General features: G+C 70.9%; 28 protein-coding genes and 1 other RNA gene. 12 read left to right on the forward strand and 17 right to left on the reverse strand.

Going from position 1 to position 26,950, the window contains the following annotated elements; genetic code table 11:
• Positions 1–129 precede the first annotated feature (129 nt).
• Together FHX80_RS05695 and FHX80_RS05700 are read left to right on the forward strand one after the other, a co-directional pair.
• A complete protein-coding gene (locus FHX80_RS05695; RefSeq protein ID WP_145763198.1) occupies positions 130–507 on the forward strand; it encodes a VOC family protein in 378 nt (125 codons plus the stop codon).
• 49 nt (positions 508–556) lie between these two features.
• Entirely contained in the window at positions 557–1,321 is a 765-nt protein-coding gene (locus FHX80_RS05700; protein WP_145763199.1) for a nucleotidyltransferase domain-containing protein, read from the forward strand.
• Positions 1,322–1,408: 87 nt separating this feature from the next.
• On the opposite strand, the gene rnpB is transcribed toward FHX80_RS05700, so the two are convergent.
• An RNA gene (rnpB, locus tag FHX80_RS05705) (RNase P RNA component class A) lies at positions 1,409–1,810 on the reverse strand.
• 91 nt (positions 1,811–1,901) lie between these two features.
• Positions 1,902–2,429: a TetR/AcrR family transcriptional regulator gene (locus tag FHX80_RS05710; RefSeq protein ID WP_145763200.1), complete on the reverse strand. Its 528-nt coding sequence runs from the start codon at positions 2,427–2,429 to the stop codon at positions 1,902–1,904.
• 138 nt (positions 2,430–2,567) lie between these two features.
• On the opposite strand from FHX80_RS05710, the gene FHX80_RS05715 reads away from it, so the two are divergent.
• Positions 2,568–3,332: a MerR family transcriptional regulator gene (locus FHX80_RS05715; protein WP_145763201.1), complete on the forward strand. Its 765-nt coding sequence runs from the start codon at positions 2,568–2,570 to the stop codon at positions 3,330–3,332.
• Positions 3,329–4,189, forward strand: coding sequence for a hypothetical protein (locus FHX80_RS05720; RefSeq protein ID WP_145763202.1), 861 nt, complete (start codon positions 3,329–3,331; stop codon positions 4,187–4,189). The genes FHX80_RS05715 and FHX80_RS05720 overlap by 4 nt, the downstream gene beginning before the upstream one ends.
• Here FHX80_RS05720 and FHX80_RS05725 read toward each other — a convergent pair.
• Complete coding sequence (locus FHX80_RS05725) at positions 4,140–5,561, reverse strand: RNB domain-containing ribonuclease (protein WP_145767095.1); 1,422 nt, start codon at positions 5,559–5,561, stop codon at positions 4,140–4,142. The genes FHX80_RS05720 and FHX80_RS05725 overlap by 50 nt on opposite strands.
• A 201-nt stretch (positions 5,562–5,762) precedes the next feature.
• On the opposite strand from FHX80_RS05725, the gene yaaA reads away from it, so the two are divergent.
• Both yaaA and eda read left to right on the forward strand, forming a co-directional pair.
• Positions 5,763–6,563 (forward strand): peroxide stress protein YaaA, encoded by an 801-nt coding sequence (gene yaaA, locus FHX80_RS05730; protein ID WP_145763203.1) that lies wholly within the window; start codon positions 5,763–5,765, stop codon positions 6,561–6,563.
• A gap of 148 nt (positions 6,564–6,711) precedes the next feature.
• Positions 6,712–7,332: a bifunctional 4-hydroxy-2-oxoglutarate aldolase/2-dehydro-3-deoxy-phosphogluconate aldolase gene (gene eda, locus FHX80_RS05735; protein ID WP_145763204.1), complete on the forward strand. Its 621-nt coding sequence runs from the start codon at positions 6,712–6,714 to the stop codon at positions 7,330–7,332.
• A 191-nt stretch (positions 7,333–7,523) separates the two neighbouring features.
• Here the strand turns inward: eda and FHX80_RS05740 are convergent, their stop codons facing one another.
• From FHX80_RS05740 to FHX80_RS05755, 4 genes are all read right to left on the reverse strand, one after another.
• On the reverse strand, positions 7,524–8,771 hold the full coding sequence (locus FHX80_RS05740; protein ID WP_145763205.1) for a bifunctional RNase H/acid phosphatase: 1,248 nt from the start codon (positions 8,769–8,771) through the stop codon (positions 7,524–7,526).
• Positions 8,771–9,514 carry a zinc ribbon domain-containing protein gene (locus tag FHX80_RS05745; protein WP_244318533.1) on the reverse strand — a complete coding sequence of 248 codons (744 nt, stop codon included), beginning with the start codon at positions 9,512–9,514 and terminating at the stop codon, positions 8,771–8,773. Before FHX80_RS05745 ends, FHX80_RS05740 begins: the two co-directional genes overlap by 1 nt.
• A complete protein-coding gene (locus tag FHX80_RS05750) occupies positions 9,511–10,347 on the reverse strand; it encodes a Nif3-like dinuclear metal center hexameric protein (RefSeq protein WP_145763207.1) in 837 nt (278 codons plus the stop codon). The genes FHX80_RS05745 and FHX80_RS05750 overlap by 4 nt, the downstream gene beginning before the upstream one ends.
• 85 nt (positions 10,348–10,432) lie before the next feature.
• Positions 10,433–11,482 carry an ABC transporter substrate-binding protein gene (locus FHX80_RS05755; protein ID WP_145763208.1) on the reverse strand — a complete coding sequence of 350 codons (1,050 nt, stop codon included), beginning with the start codon at positions 11,480–11,482 and terminating at the stop codon, positions 10,433–10,435.
• A 197-nt stretch (positions 11,483–11,679) separates the two neighbouring features.
• Between FHX80_RS05755 and FHX80_RS05760 the strand changes: the two genes are divergently transcribed.
• On the forward strand, positions 11,680–13,227 hold the full coding sequence (locus tag FHX80_RS05760; RefSeq protein ID WP_145767096.1) for a hypothetical protein: 1,548 nt from the start codon (positions 11,680–11,682) through the stop codon (positions 13,225–13,227).
• A gap of 419 nt (positions 13,228–13,646) precedes the next feature.
• On the opposite strand, the gene FHX80_RS05765 is transcribed toward FHX80_RS05760, so the two are convergent.
• The 3 genes from FHX80_RS05765 to FHX80_RS05775 are packed head-to-tail and all read right to left on the reverse strand — an operon-like array spanning position 13,647 to position 16,636.
• Positions 13,647–14,588, reverse strand: a complete 942-nt coding sequence (locus FHX80_RS05765; protein ID WP_145763209.1) for a 3-oxoacyl-ACP reductase — start codon at positions 14,586–14,588, stop codon at positions 13,647–13,649.
• 40 nt (positions 14,589–14,628) lie between these two features.
• Positions 14,629–15,705 (reverse strand): Zn-dependent alcohol dehydrogenase, encoded by a 1,077-nt coding sequence (locus FHX80_RS05770; RefSeq protein ID WP_145763210.1) that lies wholly within the window; start codon positions 15,703–15,705, stop codon positions 14,629–14,631.
• A 58-nt stretch (positions 15,706–15,763) separates the two neighbouring features.
• Positions 15,764–16,636 (reverse strand): MaoC/PaaZ C-terminal domain-containing protein, encoded by an 873-nt coding sequence (locus FHX80_RS05775; protein WP_145763211.1) that lies wholly within the window; start codon positions 16,634–16,636, stop codon positions 15,764–15,766.
• Between the two features lie 334 nt (positions 16,637–16,970).
• Between FHX80_RS05775 and FHX80_RS05780 the strand changes: the two genes are divergently transcribed.
• From FHX80_RS05780 to FHX80_RS05790, 3 genes are read left to right on the forward strand one after another with little or no spacing between them, the layout of a single operon-like run.
• A complete protein-coding gene (locus FHX80_RS05780; RefSeq protein ID WP_145767097.1) occupies positions 16,971–17,888 on the forward strand; it encodes an ABC transporter ATP-binding protein in 918 nt (305 codons plus the stop codon).
• The gene (locus tag FHX80_RS05785; protein ID WP_145763212.1) at positions 17,888–18,610 is read left to right on the forward strand and encodes an ABC transporter permease; all 723 of its coding nucleotides are present in this window, start codon (positions 17,888–17,890) and stop codon (positions 18,608–18,610) included. Before FHX80_RS05780 ends, FHX80_RS05785 begins: the two co-directional genes overlap by 1 nt.
• An 11-nt stretch (positions 18,611–18,621) precedes the next feature.
• Complete coding sequence (locus FHX80_RS05790; RefSeq protein WP_145763213.1) at positions 18,622–19,815, forward strand: sensor histidine kinase; 1,194 nt, start codon at positions 18,622–18,624, stop codon at positions 19,813–19,815.
• On the opposite strand, the gene FHX80_RS05795 is transcribed toward FHX80_RS05790, so the two are convergent.
• From FHX80_RS05795 to FHX80_RS05820, 7 genes are all read right to left on the reverse strand, one after another.
• Complete coding sequence (locus FHX80_RS05795) at positions 19,812–20,093, reverse strand: hypothetical protein (RefSeq protein WP_145763214.1); 282 nt, start codon at positions 20,091–20,093, stop codon at positions 19,812–19,814. The genes FHX80_RS05790 and FHX80_RS05795 overlap by 4 nt on opposite strands.
• A 277-nt stretch (positions 20,094–20,370) precedes the next feature.
• A complete protein-coding gene (locus FHX80_RS05800) occupies positions 20,371–21,981 on the reverse strand; it encodes an ISAzo13 family transposase (RefSeq protein WP_145767098.1) in 1,611 nt (536 codons plus the stop codon).
• 1,034 nt (positions 21,982–23,015) lie between these two features.
• Positions 23,016–24,143 (reverse strand): ISAs1 family transposase, encoded by a 1,128-nt coding sequence (locus FHX80_RS05805; RefSeq protein WP_145763215.1) that lies wholly within the window; start codon positions 24,141–24,143, stop codon positions 23,016–23,018.
• Between the two features lie 67 nt (positions 24,144–24,210).
• Complete coding sequence (locus FHX80_RS34600) at positions 24,211–24,372, reverse strand: hypothetical protein (protein WP_167523366.1); 162 nt, start codon at positions 24,370–24,372, stop codon at positions 24,211–24,213.
• Positions 24,373–24,880: 508 nt separating this feature from the next.
• On the reverse strand, positions 24,881–25,075 hold the full coding sequence (locus FHX80_RS35095) for a hypothetical protein (RefSeq protein ID WP_208764587.1): 195 nt from the start codon (positions 25,073–25,075) through the stop codon (positions 24,881–24,883).
• Positions 25,076–25,291: 216 nt separating this feature from the next.
• Positions 25,292–25,501, reverse strand: coding sequence for a DUF397 domain-containing protein (locus FHX80_RS05815; protein ID WP_145763216.1), 210 nt, complete (start codon positions 25,499–25,501; stop codon positions 25,292–25,294).
• Complete coding sequence (locus tag FHX80_RS05820; protein WP_145767099.1) at positions 25,498–26,328, reverse strand: helix-turn-helix domain-containing protein; 831 nt, start codon at positions 26,326–26,328, stop codon at positions 25,498–25,500. Before FHX80_RS05820 ends, FHX80_RS05815 begins: the two co-directional genes overlap by 4 nt.
• Before the next feature lie 104 nt (positions 26,329–26,432).
• On the opposite strand from FHX80_RS05820, the gene FHX80_RS05825 reads away from it, so the two are divergent.
• Entirely contained in the window at positions 26,433–26,693 is a 261-nt protein-coding gene (locus FHX80_RS05825; RefSeq protein ID WP_145763217.1) for a hypothetical protein, read from the forward strand.
• Positions 26,690–26,893, forward strand: coding sequence for a hypothetical protein (locus FHX80_RS05830; RefSeq protein WP_145763218.1), 204 nt, complete (start codon positions 26,690–26,692; stop codon positions 26,891–26,893). Before FHX80_RS05825 ends, FHX80_RS05830 begins: the two co-directional genes overlap by 4 nt.
• The last annotated feature ends 57 nt before the right edge of the window (positions 26,894–26,950 follow it).

The following is a 26,950-nucleotide window of genomic DNA, read 5'->3' on the forward strand; positions in this document are numbered from 1 at the left end:
TCTTGACGACCCAAAGAAAACCGAGCGGTCGGGGATGAGCTACGACCCCGATGGTGCGGCAGCACCCGCGGCCGCCCGCGCCGCCGTACTGTCGGTGACTCCACGTCAGTTATGTGACAGGAGTCGCCGATGTCGGTCCGCCGCATTGTCCCCAACATCCCCATCGGCGCGGGCGTGGGTCCCGACGGCGAGGCCGGCGCCATGCGGGCGAATGCCGCGTTCTACGGGCTGCTGGGGCTGGAGGAGTTCATGAACCAGGGCTGGATCATGACGCTCGCCTCACCCTCCCGACCCGCCGCCCAGATCAGCGTCATGACCGCCGACAAGACCGCACCGGTCACCCCGGACATGAGCGTGGAGGTCACGGACGTGGACGCGGCGCACACAGCGCTGGTGCGCGCCGGAGCGGAGATCGTGTACGGCCCGCGCGACGAGGAATGGGGCGTGCGCCGCTTCTTCGTACGCGATCCGAACGGCCGTGTCGTCAATGTCCTGAGCCATCGCTGATCCCGGCACACCACGGCGTACGGCGGCGCCCTCTGCGAGGATCCCGGGCATGACAGCGATCGAAACGACTCTGGTACTCAAGCGGTTCGTCGCCGACGTACGGCCGTTGGTGCCGACGGTGGCCGTCTGGGCGCACGGCTCGCTCGCGCTGGGCGACTTCCAGCAGGGGCGGAGCGACCTCGACCTCATCGCCGTGGTCGAGAGCCCACTGGACGTGGCACAGCGGGAACGGCTGGGAGAGCTTCACCAGCTGCTGCTGGACGAGGAACCGGCCGCGGCCAAGTTGCACTGCTCGTACATGCCCAGGGGTTCGCTCGGCGAGGCCGGGTCGGACCATGTCACCTGGGCACAGGGCAGGATCCTGGAACGCCCGGTCACACCGGTCACCCGCCGGGAGCTGCTCGACGGCGGACTCGCCCTCCACGGCCCGCCACCGGCGGAGCTGCTCCCGCCGCTTGCCCCCGGGCAGCTGGAGGACTACATCCGGCGCGACCTGAGGGAGTACTGGCTCACAGCCGCGGGCGAACCACCGCTCTGGCTCCAGGACATCTGGGTGGACCTCGGCCTGCTGGTCCTGGCCCGCGCGGCCGTCACGCTGCGCGACGGGCGGATGATCACGAAGGGCGAGGCCCTGACGGAACTGCTGGACCTCGGCGCACCCGCGGACGTGGTCCGCGACATCCACGAGCGCCGGTACGGGAATCCGGCACCGCTCGGCCAGGAGGAGCGCGCCCTGCGCGGGGAGCGGGCGCGCGCTTTCGTACGGCGCGGGATCAGGAGCACGCTCGCGATGGGCGAGGACTCCGCTCCCTGATCCGGTGTGCGGCACACCCCTCACGCCCGGAAGGGGCCTCCGACGCGGGTCGAAGGCCCCTTCCGGAAGCAAAGCCGCAGGTGGCGGCAGACGAGTCGGGCTGTACGCCGGGTTCTGTCGCCCGGTCGCCTCGCGGCGGCCGGGGAGACGGCCATCCATCTAGGACCGGCATTGCTGCCGGTCTCGTGCGGTCTACCCGCGAACTCGGGCGGGCAGCCCTCGAACGTTCGCGCAGGGCCCTCTTGCGACGGCCCCTCTTGACCTTGCTCCGGGTGGGGTTTACCTAGCCGCCTGAGTCGCCTCAGGCGCTGGTGGTCTCTTACACCACCGTTTCACCCTTACCGAGGACCGAAGTCCAAGGCGGTCTGTTTTCTGTGGCACTGTCCCGCGGGTCACCCCGGGTGGCCGTTAGCCATCACCCTGCCCTGTGGAGCCCGGACGTTCCTCGGGAGGGTCCGAAGATCCTCACGCGGCCGTCCGCCCGGCTCGTCTGCCGTGGCGCCCATGCTACCCGGCGGGGGCCCGCCGCTCGGACCGGGGACGCGGTCTCCCGATCGTGGCGCGGGACCCTGCGGAGGCATCAGGCGCGGGCCGTGTCGAAGGCCGCGATCCCCGCCGCCCAGGCCGCCGAGGCGTCGGTGTCCGCGGGGAGGCGGCCGTTGAGCTCCATCACGACCATCCCGTGGGCGAAGGCCCAGGCCGCCCTGGCGCGCGCCTCGTCGCCGGCCAGGGCACGCAGGAGGGGGGCCGCGGCGCGCTCCTCCAGGTTCCGCGGGAGCGGGCGGCCGGTGGTGAGGCGGTAGAGGTGGGGGTGGGCCAGGGCGTGGGTGCGGTAGGCGGTGGCCAGGGCCGGGACGGAGCCCGGGGCGGCGGACTCGGCCGCTTCGAGCACCTCGGCGGTCTCCCGCAGCATCGCGTCGGCCAGGGCGATCACCACGGACGACTTGTCCGGGAAGTGTTTGTAGAGCGAGGGCGCCGTGATGCCCACGCACCCGGCGAGGCGGCGCATCGTAACGGCGTCCGGGCCCTCCGCCTCCAGCAGGTCGCGTGCGGCGGCGAGGATCTGGCGGGCACGGTCGGTGGCGGGCGGGGACGCGAAATCGGTCATGCCGGTCCTTTCCTGCCGCGGGACACGCGGTGCGAGGTCAAAACCGCGATCGTACGAGACAGGGGTGGGGGTGCCGGTGCGCAGGGCCGGGGCGCCGCGCCTTGACCTTGCCGCAGCGTCAGGGTTTCTACTGGCACCATGCGCATCGGAGAGATCGCCGCGCTCGTCGGGGTCACCCCCCGGACCGTCCGGCACTACCACCACATCGGCCTGCTGGCCGAGCCCGCACGCCGGGCCAACGGCTACCGCGCCTACGGCGTGCGCGACGCCGTGCTGCTGGCGCGCATCCGGCGGCTCACCGAACTGGGGCTCGGGCTGGACGAGGTGCGGGATGTCCTCGCCGGTGACGCCGGGCGCGAGCTCGCTGACGTACTGCGTGAGCTGGACGCCGATCTGGCCCGGCAGGAGCGGGAGATCCGGGAGCGTCGGCTGCGGCTGGCCGGCCTGCTGGACGGGCCGGTGGAGGGTACGGAGTCCGTGTCGCCCGCGCTGGCCGAACTGCTGGCCGCCGCCCCGGTCACCGCTTCCCCGTCCGCCGCCAAGGACCGGGAGCATCTGATGCTGCTGGACACGATCGGCGGCGGCAGCGAGATCTATGCCGTGCTGCGGCCGCTGGCGGGCGATCCGGCCGTGCTCGCACTGTACGAACAGCTGGACGCGCTCGCGGCGGCGTCCCCCGACGATCCCCGGATCGGACCGTTGGCCGACCGGATGGCCGCGCTCGCGCCCGACGAGCTGCTGGACGCGATTCCGGCCGGCGGACCGGTGATGACCGGGTTCGGGGAGGCCCTGCTGGCGGACTACCCGCCCGCGCAGGCCGAGGTGGTGCGCCGGGTGATGGTCGCGCTGACCGTCCGGAGCAGGGACAGGGGCGGCAACGGGAACGGGAGGGGGTCGCGATGAGTGGGGTGCGAGGTGCGCGGCTGGTCGCCGCGGGCGTGGTGCCCGCCGAACTGGTGCTGGGAATCTGCCTGTTGGCCGGGGTACGGGTACCGGCCGCCGTGCTGATCGGCGCCGAGGGAGCGGTCCTGGCCGCGTTGGCGCTGGAGGCCGTCGTGCTGGGGCGGCTCTGGCGGGCGGGCCGACGGGCGGGGGCCGGGCGGCGCGAGGCGACGGGTGCGGCGCTGCGTACCGTCGTACCGGATGGGGTGCGCCGGCTCCTCGGGCACGAGGTGCGCGCCCTGCACAGCCTGGGGCTGTGGGTGCTGCGGCGGCGGCACGCCGTGCCGGAGGGTGCGCTGGCCGCCCCGTACACCGGACCGCAGACGGCGATGATGTACGGGCTGCTCTTCGTCTCCGTGGTGGAGACGGTGATGCTCGCGCTGCTGATTCCCTGGCCGGTCGTGCACCGGATTCTGCTGGTGGTGGATGTGTACGGGGTGCTGCTGGTGCTCGCCCTGCACGCCTCGTGCGTGGTCCGGCCGCATGTGGTGGGCGCGGACGGGTCGCTGCGGATTCGCTACGGGGCGCTGTTCGATCTACGGGTCCCGGCCGCCGCCGTCGCCGCGGCTCGGGTCGAACGGCGTTACCCCGAAGGCAAGTCGGTGCGGCTGCACCCGGACGGAGTGCTGGACCTCGCGGTGGGCAGTCAGACGACGGTGACCGTGGAGCTGACCGCACCGGTCGGCTTCGTGCGGCCGCTCGGGGGGCGCGGGCAGGCGCACACGGTCCGCTTCCACGCCGATGACCCGCGGTCCGTCGTCGCCGCGCTCACGCCGGTGCGAACAGCACCTTCGCCGAGCCGGGATCTGCCTGGGTGAGCCGGACCCGCAGCCGTTCCCCGAGAGGGAGCGACGCGCTGCCGCCCTCGATCCGGCCGACGACCGCCGGGTCGTCGATGTGGATGGTGCCGGTGGTCGGATCCTGCTCCTTCACGTCCACCACGTACGCGTCGAAGACCGCACCGATCCGGTCCTTGAGCAGTGCGGCCTCGACCAGGTCCACGCACTCGCGCTCCACCGTGTTGGCCCGCCGGGTCCCGTCCGCCATCTCCTTCGGCAGGGCGGGCAGCGCGGCCAGGACCCACTCGGGCGGCTCACGGTCCTGGACGGCGGATACGCACAGTTCGGCCGTGTACCGGTCGACGAGGCGGCGCAGTGGCGCCGTGCAGTGGGTGTAGAGGTCGGCGACGGCGGCGTGGACGGCGGGGGTGGGCAGTTCGCCGTTCTCGAAGACGGTGTACCCGGCGCCGCGCAGCAGTGTGGTGCAGTCCTGGAGGAACGCGGCGTGGTTGGTTCTCCGCGGGTCGAGCGAGCGGACGATCTGCGCGTACGGGACGTGGTGCGGCCAGTCGATGTGCAGGGCCTCGGCCGAGCGGCGGAGGCGGGCGACGGCGCCGTCCGGGGCGACCGGCAGCGTCCGCAGGATGCCGGTGCCGGACTCCGTCATCAGCCGGGCCGCGGCCATGCCGGTGAGTAGTGAGATCTGGGCGTTCCAGCCGTCGGCGGGCAGCGGGGCGCGGTACTCCAGCCCGTAGGTGCCGTCGTGCTCGACGATCTCCTGCTCGGGCACGTTGAGGGAGATACCGCCGCGGGCGACCTCCTGCTCCTCGCGGAGGGTGCCGATGTCCCTGAGCAGTGCGAGGGACTCCTCGGCGGTGCCCGCGTCGATCCGTTGCTGCACGCCCGTGCCGTCGAGCTTGGCGCGGCTGCGTACGAGGGCCCGGCGCACCCGGGTGGCGACGGCGCGGCCCTCGGCGTCGAGGTCGATCTCCCAGAGGACGGCGGGGCGGGTCCGCCCGGGGAGGAGGCTGGCGGCGCCCTCGGAGAGCGACGTGGGGTGCAGCGGCACCTTGCCGTCGGGGAAGTACAGGGTCGTCACCCGGCGGTGGGCCTCGGTGTCGAGTGCGCCGCCGGGGCGGACGAAGGCGGCGACATCGGCGATGGCGTAGTGCACGCGGTAGCCGTGAGCGCGGCGTTCGAGGTGCATCGCCTGGTCGAGGTCGGCGGAGGCGGGCGGGTCGATGGTGAGGAACGGGAGCTCCGTGGCGTCCTCGTGGCCGGCGACCGCCGGGTTCCTCGCCGCGTCGGCGGCTTCGGCGAGTACGTCGGGCGGGAAGTCGTCGGGGAGTGCGAGTTCGGTGCGCAGCCCGCGCAGGGCCGCCCGCAGCGGGGTGCCGGCTGCGCCGGTCATGTGGAGGTGGCGGCGGGGCATGGACCGAGCGTATGGCCGGGCGGGGCGGGCGGCATCCCGGGTGACGGCGAGGCGGGGCGGGAGTTCCCCGTACGCTGGCGCGAGGGGTTCCGACGGGTCCGGGCGGCGGTACCGCCGGGAGCCGTGAGCCGGTCCGCGACACCTGTCACCCCCTTTCCGTGCGTACGAAGGAGAACCGCCGTGCTCGTGCTGTTGCCGCCCTCCGAAGGAAAGGCCGCCTCGGGGCGCGGAGCACCTCTGAAGCCCGAGTCGCTGTCGCTGCCGGGCCTGGCCGCGGCGCGGGCCGCCGTGCTGGACGGGCTCGTGGAGCTGTCCGTGGCGGACGAGGAGAAGGCCCGTGTGGTGCTGGGGCTGAGCGAGGGCCTGCGCGGTGAGATCGCGAAGAACGTGGAGCTGCGGACGGCGGGCACGCGTCCGGCCGGGGAGATCTACACCGGGGTGCTGTACGACGCGCTGGATCTGGCGTCCCTGGACACCGCCGCCCGCCGTCGGGCCGGGAAGTCGCTGCTGGTGTTCTCCGGGCTGTGGGGCGCGGTGCGGGTGGGCGACCGGATTCCTTCGTACCGTTGCTCGATGGGGGTGAAGCTGCCGGGGCTGGGGGCTCTCGGGGCGTTCTGGCGCACGCCGATGGCCGAAGTCATACCGGAGGCGGCCGGGGACGGCCTGGTACTGGATCTGCGGTCGTCCGCGTACGCGGCGGCGTGGAAGCCGAAGGGCGCGGTCGCGGAGCGCACGGCGAGCGTGCGGGTGCTGCACTCCCAGCTGGTGGACGGGGTGGAGAAGCGGTCGGTGGTCAGCCACTTCAACAAGGCGACGAAGGGCCGGATCGTCCGCGATCTGCTGCGGTCGGGCGCCGCGCCGAAGGGGCCCGCGGAGCTGGTGACGGTCCTGCGTGACCTCGGATACGCGGTGGAGGCCGAGGCGCCCGCGCGGGCCGGGCGGGCGTGGGAGCTCGATGTCGTGGTGACGGAGATCCACTGATCCCGCAGCGGTGCGTTTGCGGTGAGGCACTGCCCGGAGCGATGTGTTGCGGCGTCTCACCACCCCTGACCCACCATCCCGAAACAGCGCGTTGCAGCATGCGCAACGCGCGTTGCGTGGAGTGTGGTCTTCGCGGCAGGATGAGGGCATGACCTCCTCCGTGCTGGACCTTGCCCCCGTCGTGCCCGTCGTCGTCCTGGAGGACGCCGCCGACGCGGTGCCGCTCGCCCGCGCCCTGGTCGCGGGCGGGCTCCCGGCGATCGAGGTGACCCTGCGGACCGCCGCGGCCCTGGACGCGATCAAGGCCATCGCCGCGGAGGTTCCGGACGCGGTGGTCGGCGCCGGCACGGTGATCTCCGTGCGCAATGTCTCCGACACCGTGGCCGCGGGGGCCCGGTTCCTGGTCAGCCCCGGCTGGACGGACGCGCTCCTGGACGCGATGAAGGCGTCCGGGGTGCCGTTCCTGCCGGGCGTCTCGACGACGTCCGAGGTGGTCGCGCTGCTGGAGCGCGGGGTCACCGAGATGAAGTTCTTCCCGGCCGAGGCGGCTGGCGGCACGGCCTATCTGAAGGCCCTGTCCGCCCCGCTCCCCCAGGCCCGGTTCTGCCCGACCGGCGGCATCTCGCTCACCTCGGCGCCCTCCTACCTGGCCCTGCCGAACGTCGGCTGCGTCGGCGGCAGTTGGATGGTGCCCGCCGACGCGGTGGCCGCCGGGGACTGGGCCCGGGTGGAGCGCCTGGCGGCAGAGGCGGCGGCGCTGCGCGGCTGACCGCGGCAAACCCCCTGCGGCTCGCGTGCATATTCCGCGGCAATTGGGGCACGAGACTCCTCAGGGACGTAACCCGGACTCCGGGTGACCCGGGTTCCGGCAGGTATCCCCCGCCTCGCCGGAACCGCCAAGGCCCCATCGGACCCCCCGCCGGTGGGGCCTTGTGCTGTCCGCGGCCGCCCGCCCCGAGATCAGCGCAAGTGGGACGTGTCGTTCAGCAGCCGTACGGAGGCGTTGCCGTCCGCGTAGTAGGCCACGGTCGACACGGACGCCGCCGAGAGCTCCATCCGGAACAGCGACTCCGGCGGTGCGCCCAGCGCCAGCCGGACCAGGGTCTTGATGGGGGTGACATGCGTGACCACGAGCACGGTGCGGCCCGCGTAGCGGGTGATGAGGCGGTCGCGGGCGGCCGCGACCCGGCGGGCGACCTCGGCGAAGCTCTCGCCGCCCCCGGTGGGGGCTGCCTTCGCGGAGGCCAGCCAGGCATCCAGGTCGGCGCGGTGGCGCTCCCCGACCTCGCCGAACGTCAGCCCCTCCCAGGCGCCGAAGTCCGTCTCGCGCAGCCCGTCCTCGATCCGGACCTCCAGGCCCAGCCGGGCCGCCACCGCACCGGCCGTCTCGCGGCAACGGCGCAGCGGGGAGCTGACGATCTCCTGCACCGTCCCGCGGGCGGCGAAGGCCTCGGCGGCGCACTCGGCCTGCCGGCGTCCGGCGGCGGAGAGCTCGGGGTCGGTTCCGCCGCTGCCGGAGAACCGCTTCTGTGGGGTGAGGGCGGTCTCTCCGTGCCGCAGCAGGACGAACGTGGCGGGCTCGCCCAGGTCAGGGGCGGCGGCCCAGCCGACCTGCGGGGTCCCGGCGGCGGGCCGGTTCAGCGCGGCCCTGGCCCTCGCCGCGCCGGCCGCCGCGTCGCCCGGTGGCCCGGAGACCGGCGGCAGGGCGGCGGCCACCGAGGACTTCGGGGTATCGAGGGCTGCCGTCGAGGACGACGGCTCCCACTGCCGGCCCCGTTTGCCCGCGTCCATCGCCTCGTTCGCGAGCCGGTCCGCGTGCTTGTTCCTCTCGCGCGGGATCCACTCGTAGGTGACCGCGGACGCCGGAAGGACCCGGGCGGCCTCGGCCGCGAGCGGCTTCATGTCCGGGTGCTTGATCTTCCAGCGGCCCGACATCTGCTCCACGACCAGCTTGGAGTCCATCCGGACGTGCACCCGCGGCCCGCCGTCGGCCGAGGCGTCCGGCACGAGTGCCTTCACGGCCCGCAGACCGGCGATGAGGCCCTTGTACTCGGCGACGTTGTTCGTCGCGACGCCGATGTACTCCGCGGCCTCCGCCAGGGTCTCCCCCGTCACCGGGTCGATGACGACCGCGCCGTACCCGGCGGGCCCCGGGTTGCCCCGGGAGCCGCCGTCGGCCTCGATGACGAACTGGCGCGGCGGGGTCACTACAGACCCGAGTCCGCGGTGCGGACCAGGATGCGGTGGCAGTTCTCGCAGCGCAGCACCGTGTCGCGGGAGGCGGCCTTCACGTCGTTGACCTCGGTGATGTTGAGCTCCAGCCGGCAGCCCTCGCAGCGGCGCTGGTAGAGGCGGGCGGCGCCCACCCCGCCCTGCTGGGAGCGGAGCTTGTCGTACAGCTTCAGCAGGTCCGCGGGGACGGAACCGGCGACGATCTCGCGCTCCTTGGTGAGCGTCGCGGCCTCCTCGTCGAGCTCCTTCGTCGCGGTGTCCCGGCGGGCGGTCGCGTCGTCGACCTTGGCCTGGACGGCGGAGACCCGGTCGGTCAGCTCGGTGACCCGCTCCTGCGCGGCCTCCCGGCGCTCCATGACCTCGAGGACGACGTCCTCCAGGTCGCCCTGGCGCTTGGCCAGCGAGACGATCTCCCGCTGCAGGCTCTCCAGGTCCTTGGGCGAGGAGACACTGCCGGAGTCCATCCGCTGCTGGTCGCGGGTGGCGCGCTGGCGGACCTGGTCGACGTCCTGCTCCGCCTTGATCTGCTCGCGGGCGGTGTCGCTCTCCTCGGTCGTCGAGGCGACGAGGAGGTCGCGGAGTTGGGCGAGGTCGGTCGTGAGCGACTCGATCTCGGCGTGCTCGGCAAGGGTGTTGCGCTTGTGCGCGAGCTGGCCGAGGCGCTGGTCGAGGGCCTGGACGTCGAGGAGTCGGATCTGGTCGGCGGGCGCGGCGTTCAGTTGGGGGCTCCAGAAGAGTGGTGGGTGGTCCAGGGGTCGGTGACCTGCTTCGAGACATGGACCCGCAGGCCCCATCCGTGGCGGTCGGAAATCGCGTCGAGCTGTGCCGCGGCCTGTTCGCACCACGGCCATTCGGTGGCCCAGTGTGCGGCGTCGACCAGGCCGAGCGACGAGTGCTGGACGGCCTCGGAGGCCGGATGGTGGCGCAGGTCCGCGGTGAGGAAGGCGTCCACACCTGCGGCGCGCACCGCGTCGAAGAGGCCGTCGCCGGATCCGCCGCTCACGGCGACGGTGCGCACGAGGGCGTCCGGGTCGCCGGCCAGCCGGATGCCCTGCGCGGTGGCGGGCAGCCGGGCGGCGGCGCGGGCGGCGAACTCGCCGAGGGTCTGCGGGTGGTCGAGCGTGCAGATCCGGCCGAGGCCCCGGCGGCCCGTGGGGTCCGTCGGGTCCGGTACGAGGGGCCGCTCGACGCGCAGGTCGAGGGCGCCGGCGAGGGCGTCGGAGACGCCGGGATCCGCGGAGTCGGCGTTGGTGTGGGCCACGTGCAGCGCGATGTCGTGCTTGATCAGCGTGTGCACGACCCGGCCCTTGAAGGTGCCGGCGGCGACCGTCGTCGTACCGCGCAGATAGAGCGGGTGGTGGGTGACGATCAGCTGGGCGCCGAGCTTCAGCGCCTCGTCGGCGATGTCCTGGACGGGGTCGACGGCGAAGAGCACCCGGTCGACCGCCGCGTCGGGATCACCGCAGACGGTGCCGACCGCGTCCCATCCTTCGGCCCGCTCGGGCGGCCAGAGGGCGTCGAGCTCGGCGATGACTTCAGACAGACGGGGCACGGAGGAAAGGCTACCTGCCCTCCGTGCCCCGCGGTCCATGGCCGCTACGACCCGTGGGGACGGACCGGCGGCCGGTCATGAATCGTTACTTCACGAGGTCGGCCCGGAGGTCGTCCAGGACCAGGTTCGCGGCCGTGACGCCGAGGCCGAGGTACCAGGTCTCGTCGGAAACGTTCTTGGCCCGCCCTTCCTTGACCGCCGTGAGGTTCTTCCACAGCGGGTTGGACTGGGCGGTGTCGCGCTTGGTGGCCTTCACGTCGCCGTACACACCGGTGAAGATCCAGTCGGCGTCCGCCTCGTCGATCTTCTCCGGGCTGATCTCCGCGGCGAGCTCGTTGATCTGCTGGTTCTTGGGCCGCGGCAGGCCGGTGTCGTCGAGGATCGTGCCGATGAAGGACGCCTTGGCGTAGAGGCGGATCTTGTCCGGCAGGTAGCGGACCATGGAGATGGCCGGCTTCTTCGGACCGATGTCCTCGCCCAGCTTCTTCGCGTTCGCCTCGTAGACGCCCAGCTCCGACCTGGCCTTGGCGGTCTTGTCCAGCGCCGCGGCGTTGAGGAGGTAGTTCTCCTTCCAGGTGAAGCCCGGACGGATGGAGAACACGGTCGGCGCGATCTTGGACAGCTCGTCGTACTTGTCGGCCGCGCGCAACTGGCTGCCGAGGATCAGATCGGGCTTCAGGCCCGCGATCGCCTCAAGGTTGAGGTTGTTGATCGTGCCGACGCTCGCAGGGTCGCCCGCGTCCTTCTTCAGGTACGACGGAATGGCCGCGTCGCCCTCGGAGGGTGCGTAGCCGACCGGCTTCACGCCCAACGACACCACGTTGTCGAACTCGCCGACGTCGAGCACGACGACGCGCTTCGGGGCGGCCTTGAGCTCGGTCTTGCCCATGGCGTGGGTGAGCGTGCGGGGGAACTGGCCGGCGGGGGCATCGGTCCCGTACTCCGCCGTCTTCTTCGCCGCGTCGCCGAAATCCTTGCCGCCCGTCGCGACCGCGGCCTTCTTCTCGCCGGCGGCCTCGGACTTGCCCGAACCGCCGGACGCGCCGTCGTCGCTTCCGCAGGCCGAGAGGGACAGGGCGGCGACTACGGCCAGGCCGACTGCGGCGGTGCCGCGGCGTCGAAGGCGAAGGGACATCACTTGCTCCAGTTGAGGGTCACACAGGCATCACTTAGGAATGCCTAACCTTAGCCACGCCTCTTTCGTGAGGCACAACCACCCCCTCCCTCTCAGGTGAATCCGGGCATCGCCACCCATATGTGTGAATTCGTGGGTCTCGTGTTGTTCGGCAGGAAGTGCGAAAACTAGCTTCGGTTGCCGGAGGTGACGAGTCGATGACTGCCTGTGCCATCGAGGACGGGGCCGCGGTGGCGGTCGAAGCCGGTGAGACGGTGGAGGTGGAGCCTGGGTCCGAGGGGCCGGACGGGGCCACGGAGCCACCGGCTCCGGCGGCGGACGCGGGGGCTGATGCCGACGCGGACGCGGCTGATCCGTGGGACCTGGCGGTTCCGCATGGTGGGCCTGCTCCGCATCTTGCGCCTGCTCCGCATGTCGCGTCTGCTCCGCATGTTGCGTCTGCTTCGCATGTTGCGCCGGTGGAGGCTCCGGCGCCGGTGGAGCTGTCGGCGCCTGCATGGGTTCCTGCCGAAGCGCCGGCCCTGTCGACGGCCGCGCCCGCCTCGGTACCCGCGTTCACGATCACGGCGAACGGCGCGTACGCGGCGCGGCTCACGGCCGCCCGCGGCCGGCCGGGCGGGAGCGGCGAGGTCGACACCGCCACCGCCTGGTTCCCGGAGCGCTGGACGCTGGACGGGCCCGAGCCGTACGCCGTGCCGCTCCCCCTCGACCAGCCGGAGGAGGCCGACTCACAGGTGCTGCCGCTCACCGACGGGCGAGTGCTCATCCGGCGCCGGGTCGCGGACCGGCACACCTTCTCGCTGCTCTACCCGACCGGCCCCGGCACCGGTGAACTGCCGCTGGGCGCGGTCGAGTGCGCGGAGCTGACCCTGCTGCCGCCCTCGCCGGGCGGCGTCAGCGCGTACGCCCTGTCGGCCGGTGAGCACTCCACCGGGCTCTGGCTGGTGGCGGGCGGTACGTACGGGCCCGAGCGGATCGCGGAACTGCCGGGGCGCTGCTCCGGCGGGGTCTGGCTGGACCGGGCAGGACGGCTGCTGGCCCTGGACCGGGAGCCGGCGGGGGGCGGCCCGGTGAAGGCGGTCGCGGTGGACCTCGGCCGGGGCGCCGAGATGACACCGCTGCTCCAGATCGCCCCGGACAGCGACGACCGGCTGCTGCTCGCCGACCCGGACAGCGGCCTCCTGCTGATCCGTTCGGACGCGCCGGGGCACGACCGGATCGGCTGGGGGGTCCTGGGCAGTTGTCTGCCGGTGCGCTTCCCGGAATGCCTGCGGCTGCCGGACGTCGCGGTGACGCCGTTCGCCGTGCAGCCGGGGCAGATGCTGATGCCGGAGAGCTGCGCGGTCGCCCTGCGGATCGACGGGGCGGCGGGCAGCTGGGTGGGGGTGTGGCGTCCCGCGGGCCGCCGGCTGCACCAGCTCCCCGTGCCCGAGGGGTGGCTGGCGGGCAGTGGTGTCTGGTCCCGCGAGGGGGTGCTCGCACTCCCGTACACGAACGGGGAGACGGCCTGCGCGGTGGCGCTCCTGGAGGCACCGGCCGACGTGGAACGGGCCAGGTGCCCCTCCCCGGCCGGATACCCGGAAAGCGGTATGCAACCGTCCGCGGCCGTGGCGCCTCCTCCTGTGTACAGACCGGTTCCCTTGGGACAGGCGCCTCTCGTGGGGCGTACCGCTCCCGCTCGGCCCGACCGGTCTAAAGTTGAGCCGGGGGTTCACGCATTCGCGCACCGCGGTCGCCGACGGTGACCGTTCTCGGGTGACGGTGGCGTGAGGACCCCGGAGACCAGCACGTAAGCGATCGCAACGGGGTGACTTCCCACATGTCTGAAGCCCGAACCGACACGACCCAGACGCGTCCGCCGGGGGCGGACGCGGAACGGGCCGCAGCCGGCGGCTCCGGAAAGCACCGAGGGGGTGTGGCGCCGGACGACTCGGCAGCACAACCGCTCGGCCGCCACCGCCGCACCTCCGAAGGGGGCAGCAGGGCGGCCTGACCGCCCGGAACATCAACGAGGGAACGAGGGAGGGGGAGCCCCCGCGGCCGGCCGGCCGCGGGGGCTCCCCCTTGCACGAATCCCGTGCACGAATCCCATGCACGGATCCCTTGCGCGGATCGCGCGACCGATCGGCTGCGGAGGCCCTCCCCCGTCCGGGCCCGCGGCCGGTCAGCCACGCTTCAGGCCGAGCACCTCCGCCGCGGCGAACGTCTCGTTCGGCGGGCGGTCCTCGTAGTACGGGGAGATCAGCTCGTCCAGCTCGTCGAAGGAGAACGTCTCCTTGGACGAGTCGAACTTCGCCGCCACCCGCGGGCGTTCGACGATCGCGACCATCCCGCCGTGCACCACGAGCAGCTGCCCGTTGACCTTGGCGGCGGCCGGGGAGGCCAGATAGCCGACGAGCGGCGAGACATGCTCGGGTGCGAGCGCGTCGAGCCGGCCGTCCTGCGGTTCCTGGAAGCCCGCGAAGACGTCCTGGGTCATCCGGGTCCGGGCGCGCGGGCAGATGACGTTGGCGGTGACGCCGTACTTGGCCAGGGCCAGCGCGGTGGACGTGGTCAGCCCGACGATGCCGCCCTTGGCCGCCGCGTAGTTGGGCTGCCCCGCCGAACCGGCCAGGAACGCCTCCGACGAGGTGTTGACGATCCGGCCGTAGACCGGGCCGCCGGACGCCTTGGACCGGGACCGCCAGTGGGCAGCGGCGAAGTGCGTGGTGTTGAAGTGGCCCTTGAGGTGCACCCGTATGACCGAGTCCCACTCGTCCTCGGTCATCGAGAAGATCATCCGGTCGCGCAGGATGCCCGCGTTGTTGACCAGGATGTCGAGCTGCCCGTACGTCTCGACGGCCAGCTGCACCAGGGCCCGGGCCTCCTCGTGGCCGGACACGTCGCCGAGGTGCGCGACCGCCCGGCCCCCGGCCGCCCGGATCTCCTCGGCGACCTGTTCGGCGGGGGCCGCGGACGCCTCGCCGGAGCCGTCGCGGCCCGGCTGCCCGTAGTCGTTGACGACGACGGCCGCGCCGAGCCGCGCCAGTTCCAGCGCTTCGGCGCGCCCGAGGCCGCGGCCGGCGCCGGTGACGATCGCGGACAGTCCGTCCAGGGGAAGTGACATCGGATCTCGGGGTCCTCTCGGGAGGGGGCGGGGCGGTGGTTCAGAGTTCGATGCAGGTACGCAGCGACTCGCCGGTCCGCATCTGGTCGAGGGCGTCGTTGATCCCGTCGAGCCGCACCCGGTGGGTGATCATCGATTCGAGGTCGATGCGGCCGGCCCGCCAGAGCGCGATGGCCCGTTCGTACGACCGGAGCACGTCCCCTCCCCCGTACATGGAGGGCAGGATCCGCTTCTCGTCGAAGAACAGCTCGAACATGTTGACCTGGAAGTTGTCGTCCATGGCGCCCGCGCCGACGATGCAGAGGGTGCCGCCGCGCCGGGTGTTCTCGTACGCCGTGCGGGCCGTGGCCGACTTGCCGACGACCTCGAAAACGTAGTCGAAGCCCTCGCCCGCGGTGATCCGCTGTTTGGCGTCGGCGAACTCGTCGGGCGAGACGGCCTCGGTCGCACCGAACCGCAGCGCCGCCTCGCGCCGGGAGGCCACCGGGTCCACGGCGATGATCTGGGCGGCGCCCTGCACCCTGGCGCCCTGGATGGTGGAGATGCCGACGCCGCCGCAGCCGATCACGGCGACCGACGAACCGGCCTCCACCTTCGCGGTGTTGATGGCCGCGCCGAGGCCGGTGGTGACCCCGCAGCCGATCAGCGCGGCGATCTCGAACGGCACGTCGTCGGGGATCGGCACCGCGCAGCCCGCGCCGACGACGACCTCCTCGGTGAAGGTGCCGGTGCCGGCGAATCCGAAGACATCGCCGCCGGGGCGCTTGAAGTTGGGGGTGCCCGCGTTCATGAACCCGGCGAGGCAGAGCTGGGTCTGGCCCCGCTTGCAGGACGGACACGCCCCGCACGCGGGCAGCCAGCAGACCAGCACCCGGTCCCCCGCGCTCAGCCCGGCCACCCCGTCGCCCACGTCCATGACCTCACCGGCGCCCTCGTGGCCGGGGATGAAGGGGGCGGGCTGCGGGAGCACCCCGCTCATCGCGGAGACATCGGAGTGGCACAGCCCGGTGGCCCGGATGCGGAGCCTGACCTTGCCGGGGCCGAAGCCCACCGCCTCGACGTCGTCGAGGACTTCGAGTTTTTCCTGGCCTATCTCGTGCAGTACGGCTGCGCGCATGGTGCGGCTCCCCTCGGGGTCGGTACGTGCGGTGCGTGCGGTGCGTGCGGTGCGTGCTTCAGGAGTGTTCGACGAGCGTGTCGGCGAGGACCGGTGCGTCGTCGCGTTCGACGGCGGTCACCACCACCTGGACCTGGCCGTCCGCGGCCCACATCCGGATACGGAGGGTCTCGCCCGGGAAGACGATCCCGGCGAACCGGGTGCGGTACGAGCCGATGCGGGACACATCGCCGTCCAGCAGGGTGTCGGCCACCGCCTTGAGCGCCATCCCGTAGGTGCAGAGTCCGTGCAGGATCGGCCGGTCGAAGCCGGCCAGTTTGGCGAACTCCGGGTCGGCGTGCAGCGGGTTCCAGTCCCCGGAGAGCCGGTAGAGCAGCGCCTGGTCGGGCCGCACCGGCCGCTCCACCACCCGGTCCGGGGCGCGGTCGGGCAGGGCGAGCCGTTCGGAGGGGCCGCGCTCGCCGCCGAAGCCGCCCTCGCCGCGCACGAAGATCTGGGCGTCGTTGGTCCACAGCGGGCCGTCGTCGTCGGTGGCCTCGGTACGCAGCACGAGGACCGCCGCCTTGCCCTTGTCGTACAGCGCGGCGACCTTCGAGGTCTGAACGGCGTTGCCCCGTACCGGAATCGGCCGGTGCAGACGTACGGACTGGCCGCCGTGCAGCACGGCGGCGAGGTCGACGTCGACGCCGGGCGCCGCGAGGCCGCCGGCCATCGCGAGGCCGGCGCCCGCGACGGTGGCGAAGCTCGGCAGGACGTGGAGCCGGGACTCCAGCGTGTAGCGCAGCTCGTCCGGGTCGGTCGCGGCTCCGGGCCGGCCCGGAGCCGTCCCCGCCCCGAGACCCAGATGGTAGAGCTGGATGTCCTTGTGGTCCCAGCTGATCGGCGTCGAGCGGGGTTCGGCGGCAACCGCCTCTGCGGCATCAATGGGCATGGGAAAGCTGCTCCTTGATGGTGGGAAGACCTCGGCGCGGCCGTCCGCACCGTCGGCCGCACCGAGGTCGTGCGGGACCGGAAGCCGCGTCCGTTCTAGAACGCGTTCTAGCCGGTGGCCCTATGTATAACGCAGCGCCCGGCAGTTGTGAAGCATCCTGACGTTATGTCAGATCTGCTTTCGGATCGCGATCCGGCCACCCGGTTCGCCTCGGCATGTACGGACTCCGCGATGACATTTGTCATCGCGAAGTCCGTACATGCGCCTCTGCCGGGGCGGGCCCGGGATCCGTAGCGTCATGTCCATGAAACAGACAACGGGGAACGGGGCCGCGGTGGTCTTCACCGGCGCGGTGAAGACCTTCGGCCGGGCCGGGCAGAGCGTGCGGGCCGTGGACGGGATCGGGCTGACCATCGAACGGGGTGAGACCGTCGCGCTGCTCGGCCGCAACGGCGCGGGAAAGTCCACCGCCATCAGCCTGCTGCTCGGCCTGAACGCGCCGGACTCCGGCAGTGTGCGGGTACTGGACCGCTCCCCCGAGCAGGCGGTGCGGGCCGGTCTGGTCGGCGCGATGCTCCAGGACGGGCGGCCCATCCAGCGGGTGACCGTCCGCGAACTGATCGCCTTCGTCGCCTCCACCTATCCGAGCCCGATGCCGGTCACCGAGGCGCTGGGCCTGGCGGGCGTCGCGGAGTACGCGAACCGGCGGATCGACAAGCTCTCCGGCGGCCAGATCCAACGGGTCCGGTTCGCCGTCGCACTGGCCGGAAACCCTGAACTGATCGTGCTGGACGAGCCGACCGCGGCCCTGGACGTGGACGGGCGCCGCGCCTTCTGGAACTCCATGCGGGCCTACGCCCGGCGCGGCAACACGGTGATCTTCTCCACCCACTACCTGGAGGAGGCCGACGAGAACGCCGACCGGATCGTCGTCATCGACCGGGGCCGGATCGTCGCGGACGGCAGCGGCGAGACCATCAAGGGCGCGGCCGGCCACCACCTGGTCTCCTTCGACCTGGCGGGCGGACCGACCGAGGGGCTTGAGCTGCTGCCCGGCGTCGTCACCGTCGAGGTCACCGGGGACCGGGCGCTGCTGCACACGGACGACTCGGACGCCACCGTCGTGGAGCTCGCCCGGCTGGGCCTGATCCGGAACCTCCAGGTCTCCCTGGCCACGCTGGAGGCCGCGTTCCTCTCCCTCACCTCTACGGCTGCTCCGGAGAGCCGGACCGACCGCAAGGAGACTGTCTGATGTTCCAGTACATCGTGCTCGAAATCCGCCGGACCCTGCGCGACGGCTTCTTCCTGATCTTCGGTACCGGGATGCCGGTGATGATGTATCTGCTGTTCACCAACATCGGCGGCGGCGAGGGCGTCGACGGCTGGAAGACCACCGCGATGGTCGGCATGGCCGCGTACGGGGCGCTGGGCTCGGCGATGTCGATCGGTACGGGCGTCGCCTCCGACAAGTCCCTCGGCTGGCTGCAGCAGTTGCGGGTCACCCCGCTGTCCCCGTCGCAGGCGGTCGTGGGCCGTGCGATCAGCGGTTCGGTGACGGTGCTCCCGACGATCCTCACCGTGCTGCTGGCCGGCGGACTGGTCAACGGGGTGCGGCTGGCACCCTGGCAGTGGATCGCTCTGGTCCTGCTCCTGTGGATCGGCGCCCTGCCCTTCACCCTGCTCGGAATCGGCAACGGCTACCGGCTGACCCCGCAGGGCACCGGCGTGGTCAACGTCGCGTGCCTGATGGGGTTCGCGATCGTCGGCGGGCTGTGGTTCCCGCTGGAGCTGCTTCCCGGCTGGCTGGGCTCCATCGGCGGGTTCACCCCCGCCAACCGGTTCGCGGAACTGGGCTGGGCGGCCACCGACGGCCGCGCACCCGGCGCCACGACCATCGGTGTACTCGCCGCGTGGCTGCTGCTGTTCGGCACGTACGCCGTGGTCTCGTACCGTCGGTCCGCGAGGACCGTGTGACGGGAGTGGACATGATCGGGAGCGGATCACAAGCGCGCGAGGTACGGCGCAGGCAGCGTGCGGAACGACGGCAGTGGAGGAGGGAGCACCGGCGTCCGGGACCTCCCGGCCCCTACGTCCTGCTCCCCTGGCTGCTGCTGGGCCTGGGCGCCTTCTCCAATCTGTTCCAGGGCGACACCCCCAATCCCTGGATCGGCGGCATCGGCCTGTTCGCCTTCAACTCCCTCTACATCGCGGTGGTGGTCCGGGGCTTCGACAAGAGGGCGCGCGAGAGCCGGTTGACGTACGTGCTGCTGGCCGCGCTGACCGCCGTCACGCTGGGGCTCGCGGCCGGGTACGGCGGCAGCTGGCTGCTGTTCTTCCCGCTGCTCTCGCTGGCCTGCGGGACCGTCCTGCGCAAACAGTGGCTGGCGGTCGGTCTGCTCGTGCTCGCCGTGGCCGCGTGCGTCGTCGCGGTGTGGCACAAGGACAGCGCGTCGACGCCGTGGACGCTGGCCTACGGCACGTTCATCTCCGGTGCGGTGACGGCCGCGCTGCTCACCCTGTCGGAGACGGTGATGGAACTGCGCTCCACCCGGCAGGAACTGGCCCGCGCCGCCGTCGAGAAGGAGCGGCTGCGCTTCTCCCGTGATCTGCATGATCTGCTGGGCCACACCATCTCGGTGATCGTCGTCAAGTCGGAGGCCGCGCGCAGGATCGCGCCGCACGACATGGACCAGGCACTCCAGCAGGTCGCCGACATCGAGTCGGTCGGCCGGCAGGCGCTCACCGAGATCCGTGAGGCGGTCACCGGCTACCGCGAGGGCAGCCTGGCCACCGAGCTCGACCGGGCCAGGTCCGCGCTGACCGCCGCCGGCATGGAACCGACCGTCCGCCGCTCCGGGCCGCCGCTCGCGCCGCAGACGGAGGCGCTGCTCGGCTGGGTGGCCCGGGAGGCCGTGACGAACGTCCTGCGCCACTCCGCCGCCACCGCTTGCGCGTTCGTGATCGACGGAACCTCGGACCGGGTCAGGCTGACGGTCACCGACGACGGCCGGAACCCGGCCGCACCGCCCACCCCGGGCATCGGTGGCACCGGTCTGAAGGGCCTCTCCGAACGGCTGGCGGCGGCAGGCGGCTCCCTGGAGGCGGGCCCGGGACCGGGCGGCGGCTTCGTGGTGACGGCTGAGCTCCCGGCGGACGCGTCGGGCACGTCGGACGACTAGTACTGCAACCGCCCAAGCCAAGACAGGCCGGCTGCCGCGGCGGCCACAGCTATCGCGGAAGGCAACCGCATGGCGAACTCACTGACCCCGGCGACCTGCCCGGTCAGGTACACAAAGACGTAGTGCAGGCCATATACCGCGTCCACCTGTTGCAATAATTGCATCAGTTGTGGCCGGGATCGCCGAGCCACATCTATGGTGACGATCTCGTCGGTCCACGTGGAGGGACCAGTGATCCCCTCCAGGCCGAGGACGAGGGCGGCGACCGAGGCGCCCACGCGCTTCCAGCGGGCACTGCCTGCGGATGCGCCGAGGGCCACAGGCCTGCCGGGGTGGAGCGCGCTTAAGGTCGCTGATGCCGCCTCCATCGGTAGTAGCCCCGCGCGAAAGCGCGATGGGAGCAGGGCGGCCTGCTCGGATAGCGCTGAGTCAAGCGGTGAAGGACGTCGGACATTACGCCGCGCAGCAAGCATGCACCCCCATGTACACCAGGTTATGTGCAACAACCGAAAAGTAGGAGGTGCGCGTGTGGGTTCACACCCAGGGAGCTGGCGATTAATTACTGATCGTTTTGGTGCCGTGCTGTCCGATGAGGTTCGCGAGTTCCTGGGCGGTGGCTGCGGTGATCGGGGCGGGCTTGATGGGGTGGCTGAGTCCTTCCAGGACCGGGGTGATCTCGTGGACCGCGTCGCCGACCGCCTCCCTGGGTGAGCCCAACAGTGCGGTCAGTGTCCTGACTTGTGTCTTCCAGCGGTGTCGGATCACGGTGGCCAGCAGCCGGTCGGACAGCGAGAGCGGGCCGCGCCGCAAGGTGCGGTGCCGGGCCCGCTTGTGGTGCAGGCTGATGGGTGGGTGGTCGAGGACGTACTGCTCGACGTCGGCCAGGAGCGCGGCGAACTCGTGTGTTTCCATGCCGCAGATCACCGGGTGGTGCAGCCAGTTCGGGGCCCGGTCCTCCGGCTGGGTCCGATCCTCGCTGCGCGGCGCCGTGACCGCGGCGGGCGGTTCGGGCCGCAGGGTGTAGTTCCACTTCCCGTGCCACTCGTGCTCGGTCAGCGGCAAGGAGTCCATCACCGCGTCGGGCACGGTCAGGCCGGTGGGGTAGGCGCCGGGGTCGAACTCGGCATGGATCGCAAGTCCGGTGCGCGTCGTGGTGGCGCCGATGGTGTTGACCACGATTTCATGGCTGGTCAGCGGCCTTCCTCGCCAGTTGATGCTGATCTGAGAGAACAGTCTGTGTTCTATTTTGTTCCATTTCGACGTCCCCGACGGAAAGTGACAGACCGTCACCTCCAGTCCGGTCTCGTGGACGAAATCGGCGAGTTGACTCTTCCAGGCACGGACGCGGTAGCCGTTGGAGCCCCCGGCGTCAGCGGTGATCAGCAGGCGGGATGCCGCGGGGTAGCGGCGTTGCCCCTCGCCGTCCCACCAGCGGCGCAAGGTGGCCACCGCGAAGGCGGAGGTGTCCCCGTCGCAGCCCACCGACACCCAGCCCGCGTCCGCGCCGATGTCGTAGATCCCGTACGGCACCGCCTTCTGGGCGCCCTTCTCCGGGAAGTCGTGCGCGCGGACCTCGACCGGCTGTCCGGCACGGTGCCACTCGCTTCCGATGAATGCGTAGTTGCCCAGGGCCTCCTTCTTCTTGGCATCCACACTGACGACCGGTTGCCCGTCGGCGAGATACGCCTTGACCTGGTCGTTGATGTAGTGGAACTGGGCGTCCCTGCCCGGGTGGCGGGCCCCCTCGGTGGTCCGCGAGGTGCCCTGCAGCGAGAAGCCCTCCGCCTTCAACAGCGCGGCCACCGTGTCCGGACCGATCCGGCGCCCCTGGCGCGTCAGCTCCGCCGCCAGCTTCCGGGTGGACTTCACCGTCCAGAGCAGCGGAGACTCCGGATCACCACGCTGATCCGGCTCAACCAGCGCCAACAGCGCGGGCGCCAAATCGGGATCAGCCTCCCGTAAAGACTTCCGACCCGCACCCGGCGCCCGGACCCGACCCTCGGGCTCCTCCCCACGCTTCCCGCGCGACACCGTGGACTCCGCCACCCCGGCCGCACCGGCCACCGTACGGATCCCGCCATGGCCCAGGACACGGGACGCGGCCCCCAGTACCAGGCGCTGCTGCCGCTCATCCAGATGCGGCAGCAGCAGACCGAACACATCCACCAGCCCCGCCTTGATCCCCTCCGACACCCGCACCCTACCGGCCAACAGCCCACCCAAACCAATGAGTTATCGATCGCCAGCGCCCTGCCGGATGAAGGCAGGCGAAGCACGACTTTCCTTCCTGCTCGACGGTCTCCCAGGCGCGAGTCAGGGGCCCGCGAAGGCTCTGAAGATCGCACTGGAGACGCCCGGAAAGCAGCGCATGTGGACACAATGGGAATTGATCCAGGCCAATGAAGCCGGTCTCATGGGACAGGTAAACTTCTATGGATTCAGTCGACGTACCGAAAAATAGGCAAGGGCCAAGTTCAAGTGACGTACCAATTGGTGGAGGGAAATCTCCCGCTGGCTCTGCAGGGCACGTTCAAGCCGTGGGCTATTGGAGTAGGCCACAGCAAGATCCTGCTTCGCGGATTGTCGAGGGGTGAGGAGGGGGATGCCCCTCGGGTCTTCGACGTCTTGTTCCAGGATGTCTCCCGAATCTCGCTGGCTGATCGGTACGCAGGCCTCAGCCTGTCGGACGCGGGCCCAGAAGCCTTGCGCGCCGAAGAGCGGAGGGCCGGGCGTAGCTGGGGAGAGAGCGCACTCTTCCGAGTCTCCGAAGACAATCCGTACGATTACGTCGTTGCGGGGCATGTCTTCTGGGCTGAAGTTTTCGTTCCCGCCACGGATCCGAGCCCGCTGATGCAGGAATTCCCCATTCCTGGCTCGATCAAGGATGACCAGGTCTTCCGAGTAAGAGCGGATCGGTAGCCCCCCATCACGTCGAAGCCCTGTCACGATCCGCATCGGGATCAACGGCGGCGGTGCAATCGCCAGCCTGGTCACTCCGGGACGAAGAGGAGTTCGCCCAGGCAGCCGGCCACGCCGAGGCGGGTATTCTCAACGGCCTGGCTTCCAACGAGCATGCGATCTTTGGCGCTACAACGATCAACTTCTGTAACGCGACGTGCTTCCCTCTGATGAACGTCCGCGGAATGACGTTGGGGGGCGGGTTCCAGGGTCATTGCATGATCGGGATCTGTCCGGGTTCGTCACGTGAGACCGAGGGCTCGTAGGGGCCGGTGGTAGTCGCGGCCGGTGTGGCGGAGGGCGGCGGCAATGTTGGTCTGGCCGTCCTGGCGGAAGACGCTGATGGCGAGGTTGCGCAGGGAGGCCATGGCGCGGGGCAGGGTGCCGGTGCGAACCTTGGAGTCGTCCTCGCGGAACGTGCGGTCGCGCACGTGATGCAGGAGGTTTTCGATGCCCCAGTGGCCTCTGATCCAGGTGGCGAGCTCGGTGCAGGTGGCGTCGAAGACGTTCAGGCTGGTGATCAGGTAGACGCTCTCGATGGTCAGCTTCCCAGTACTCAAGTCGCGTCGGCACCGCACGACTTGGATCGTCTGGCGGGCGCCGGGGCAGTCGAGGTGGCTGAACGCGGCGACCTTGAGCCGGCGGATCTCATCGCGGTGGTGGGCGCGGTCGCGAGTACGGTGCCCGAGCGGGACGTCCCGCCAGGACAGCTTCCTGACCTGGGCATACAGGCCCGGATGGTTCTTCTTCACGACGGCTACGCAGTGCGCGCCGCGACTGGTCAGATAGGCCCCGTGGCCGTGCTGGGTGTGCAGGGCGTCGGCGGTCACCACCATGTTCTCCAGCTCGAGACCGTCCAGCAACGGCGCGAAGGAAGGGATCTCGTTGCTCCTGGAGGCGACCTGCCGCTGGGCCAGGACCACGCCATGGTGATCCATCGCCGCCAGCAGCTGGATCGCCGCGGCCGTTGCGGTTCGCGATCCGCGGACCACCTTGCCCTCGACGGCGATCACTCGTCGCACCAGCCCTTTCTCCGACGCCGGATCGGCTGGCGCCGGCGTTCTTGCCTGCAGATACGCGCTGATCGCCGCGTCCAGCGCGTCACCGTCCACACGCTGCAGCAGACGGCGCACGGTTGCGGCGTGCGGCACCGGCCGCAGACCGGTGAGCGGGTCGGCCGCGAAGCCGAGAGCGCTCAGCACCTGCTGCGGGGCATCTGTGATCCACTCGCTGATCGCGATGAGTGAGCGGGCCCCGGTCAGCACCGCCGAGACGGCCGCGCACAGCAACGGGAGGGCCGGATACCGCAATCCTCGCGCATCGCGGGGATCGGTGACCAGCGCGACTGCCCAGCTCTTGCCGTCTTCCATCTGCAGTGCCCCGCAGCCACAGTCCGCATCAACGGGGCACCACGAGACCCCAGACTCCAGGAACTGATCAGATGGACTCCACATAACCGCTCTGGTGACGGAGGTTCACCGTACAGACCTCCGCGAGCTCGCCCATCGCGCGGCGGCCTCCACTGAGGAGGCACCCCTCGTCTTCGTCCGACGTGACGGGCATGCCGTTCCCGTCGCCGCTGTCAAGCGACTGAGCCACGAAGTGCTTCCGCGCGGAGCCCGTGCCGGGGCTCCGGGGGAGGACGAGCTGACCGCCGGAATCCCCAACCGGGATCAGGGGCGTTGGAGTACCTTGCTCGGCTTGATCGGCGTCGCTGTGCTCGCAGTCACCGCTGGTCTCGGTGCCATGGCAGAGTTTCTGCGCCACGGGCGGGCACTCGCACCCCTGTCCGTGCTGACCGGTGGACTTCGCGTCTTCCGCACGAGTGCTGCATGGTCTGTATTCATGCCACTCCTCCTGGCAGGGCTGGCAGGCAGCGCTGCCGCGGCCGGCTTGGCGGACCCGGTCTCCGCGACCGACGATGCTTTCCTTACCCGAGCGCTGACCACGTGGGCGGCAAGCACCGTCCTGGCTATCGGCATTCTCATGTGGATATGGGCAAGCGCTGTCGCGGTCCGGCAGGCTCGCCGCTGGCGCCCCCGCGGTGACTGACAGATGTGGACCTTGCTGGTCTGCCCGCCCCGCGAGGTTCCGAGCAGGGCGGCCTTCAGTGGGAGCTTGCGGCGGCGCCGGAGGCGTCTTCGCTCAGCAACGCCATCGGCTCCCGGCCCGGTTTGTTCTTCTTCGGCGCCCCCTTTGACCGAGCCTTCTCCTCCTCCGCGGCCTTCTCCAGGGCGTCGAGCACGCCGGGGGCCAGACGCAGACGTCCGGTCTCGGTCAGGGGCGCATTACGGTGGGGCATGAGGGCCTCCTGATCGTTCGGTGGAGATATCGCAATCCACACCGAACCCGGAAGGCCCTCACTCGTTCAAGATCCCCAGGCCGTGGAATCCGCACCAACCTCCGTGGACAGAACACCTAGGCCGGTGCAGCCGGAAACCACTGAACGGTCGTAGGACTCGCGCCGCAGCAAAGCCCCACCCTGCCGGGCACGCTGGGGCGACGCTGAATCGATTGCTCAGACGGTGCCGAAGCCTCCGGCCTTGACGCCCGCCACGAAGGAGACGAAGGAGGCGACGGGGAAGGACAGCGTGGGGCCGCTCAGATCCTTGGAGTCGCGGACGGGTACCACGCCGCGTGAGACGGCAAGGTTGGCTGCGATCTCAACGCACGCGCCGCCGTTGCTGCTGTAGGAGGACTTGAACCAGCGGGGGGATTCGGTCGTCACGGGGTGCCCTTTCTTTCCTTTTGGATCATGGCCACGGATGCCGCTTGAGACAGCGCTTCGGCCTGTAGTTGATGGTAGGCCGTCAACAGAGGCTGCACGAACCGCATATCGCGCTCCAGTCGACCTTGCTGTGCGGATTCGGCATAAGCGAGCTGAGCCCGGTCCGGCAAGGTCAGCAAGTGAACAGGCAGGTCGAACGACCGCCGCTCACCAAGATCGAACGGAGCGACTTGCACGACGGTGGACGGCAGCTCGGCGAACGCGGCGAGCCGGTCAAGCTGTTCCGCCATGACACGGGGGCCGCCCACCACCCGCCGAATGCAGCTCTCGTCAAGGACGACGTACACAAGCGGTGGGGGCGTCCGCTCCAGGGATGCCTGCCTCTTCGTGAGGAGCGTCAGCCGTTCTTCCGCCTGCTGCTCCGTGATCGCTCCGCGCCGCACGGCACCCGTAGTGATCGCTGCCGCGTACTCCGGAGTCTGGAGAAGACCCGGAACGATCCCGAGCTCGAACAGCCTGATCTCTACGGCTCGTACCTCGTGGGTGACGAAGTCCGTGAACCCCTCCAGGAGCGAGGTGTTCTTGAGCGCGCGGGTCATTCGCTCGAACTTGTCTCCGGTGCCGAGTGCCCTGTCAGCACTACGCGCGAAGCGGTTAGTTGGTGGGCGGCGGCCAGTTTCGACGGCGGAAACATGCGACCCGGTCAGGCCCATGCGTACGGCCAGCTCGTCCTGCGTCCACCCGCGCTCGTCCCGCGCTTGCCGTAAGCGCTGACCAAACGCCTGCGCGGGCGAAGTCTCGGGGTCCAATGCCTTCCGGTTGACCACGTGAGTTCCTAACTCATCAAGCAAAACAGCCAAGTTGAGGACACTCCAACTCTAGGTCACTCTGAACGCCGTGAGTAGCGAAACCGCTACGGAGAGGAGCGGCGATGAGTGCGCAAATCGTTCCCACGGATGGACAGGAACCCGCCCACGTACCCGCCCCCGGCACCCTCATGGTGGACACGGCCCACGCGAACAGGATCGGCGAGTTCCGGGGGCTCGCCGGCCCGTACTGGTCGCTGCGACCGATGTGCGGCGGGCAGGAGTGGGAGGCCGAGCCCGAGCACGTACGTCCCGCGGATGCCATGGAGCGGCTGCGAGCCCAGAACGCGCGGTGCAACGCGCGGAGTCGGGGTGAGGTGCTGTGAGAGTCCCGGAGCACGACCTGGACGCCGAGTTGGACCGCATCGCGTCGGACCCCGAAACCCGCGCGCTGTTCCGCGCCGAGTTGGACCGCGCGCTTGCCGAACACCTCGCGGATACGGCCGAGTCGGCGGCGTTCACGGAAGCGGCAGCCAAGGCGCTGCGAGCGGTGGTCCAGCTCCCGGCCGGGGAGCACGCCGCGTGAACGGCGTCCGCTATCTGGCGGAGATCACCGCGACGACCGGTGGGAGGGCCGTCTCGC

The organism is Streptomyces brevispora (genome assembly GCF_007829885.1).
Lineage (GTDB): Bacteria > Actinomycetota > Actinomycetes > Streptomycetales > Streptomycetaceae > Streptomyces > Streptomyces brevispora.

Bases quoted from the DNA above. Each gene is read 5' to 3' on its own strand.
- eda (WP_145763204.1), top strand. From the start codon at position 6,712: ATGACCTCCTCCGTGCTGGACCTTGCCCCCGTCGTGCCCGTCGTCGTC.
- FHX80_RS05715 (WP_145763201.1), top strand. From the start codon at position 2,568: ATGCGCATCGGAGAGATCGCCGCGCTCGTCGGGGTCACCCCCCGGACC.
- FHX80_RS05805 (WP_145763215.1), bottom strand. From the start codon at position 24,143: ATGGAAGACGGCAAGAGCTGGGCAGTCGCGCTGGTCACCGATCCCCGC.
- FHX80_RS05755 (WP_145763208.1), bottom strand. From the start codon at position 11,482: ATGTCCCTTCGCCTTCGACGCCGCGGCACCGCCGCAGTCGGCCTGGCC.
- FHX80_RS35095 (WP_208764587.1), bottom strand. From the start codon at position 25,075: ATGCCCCACCGTAATGCGCCCCTGACCGAGACCGGACGTCTGCGTCTG.
- FHX80_RS05695 (WP_145763198.1), top strand. From the start codon at position 130: ATGTCGGTCCGCCGCATTGTCCCCAACATCCCCATCGGCGCGGGCGTG.
- FHX80_RS05770 (WP_145763210.1), bottom strand. From the start codon at position 15,705: ATGCGCGCAGCCGTACTGCACGAGATAGGCCAGGAAAAACTCGAAGTC.
- FHX80_RS05760 (WP_145767096.1), top strand. From the start codon at position 11,680: ATGACTGCCTGTGCCATCGAGGACGGGGCCGCGGTGGCGGTCGAAGCC.
- FHX80_RS05765 (WP_145763209.1), bottom strand. From the start codon at position 14,588: ATGTCACTTCCCCTGGACGGACTGTCCGCGATCGTCACCGGCGCCGGC.
- FHX80_RS05725 (WP_145767095.1), bottom strand. From the start codon at position 5,561: ATGACCGGCGCAGCCGGCACCCCGCTGCGGGCGGCCCTGCGCGGGCTG.
- FHX80_RS05825 (WP_145763217.1), top strand. From the start codon at position 26,433: ATGAGTGCGCAAATCGTTCCCACGGATGGACAGGAACCCGCCCACGTA.
- FHX80_RS05790 (WP_145763213.1), top strand. From the start codon at position 18,622: ATGATCGGGAGCGGATCACAAGCGCGCGAGGTACGGCGCAGGCAGCGT.
- FHX80_RS05700 (WP_145763199.1), top strand. From the start codon at position 557: ATGACAGCGATCGAAACGACTCTGGTACTCAAGCGGTTCGTCGCCGAC.
- FHX80_RS05785 (WP_145763212.1), top strand. From the start codon at position 17,888: ATGTTCCAGTACATCGTGCTCGAAATCCGCCGGACCCTGCGCGACGGC.
- FHX80_RS05710 (WP_145763200.1), bottom strand. From the start codon at position 2,429: ATGACCGATTTCGCGTCCCCGCCCGCCACCGACCGTGCCCGCCAGATC.
- FHX80_RS05775 (WP_145763211.1), bottom strand. From the start codon at position 16,636: ATGCCCATTGATGCCGCAGAGGCGGTTGCCGCCGAACCCCGCTCGACG.
- FHX80_RS05720 (WP_145763202.1), top strand. From the start codon at position 3,329: ATGAGTGGGGTGCGAGGTGCGCGGCTGGTCGCCGCGGGCGTGGTGCCC.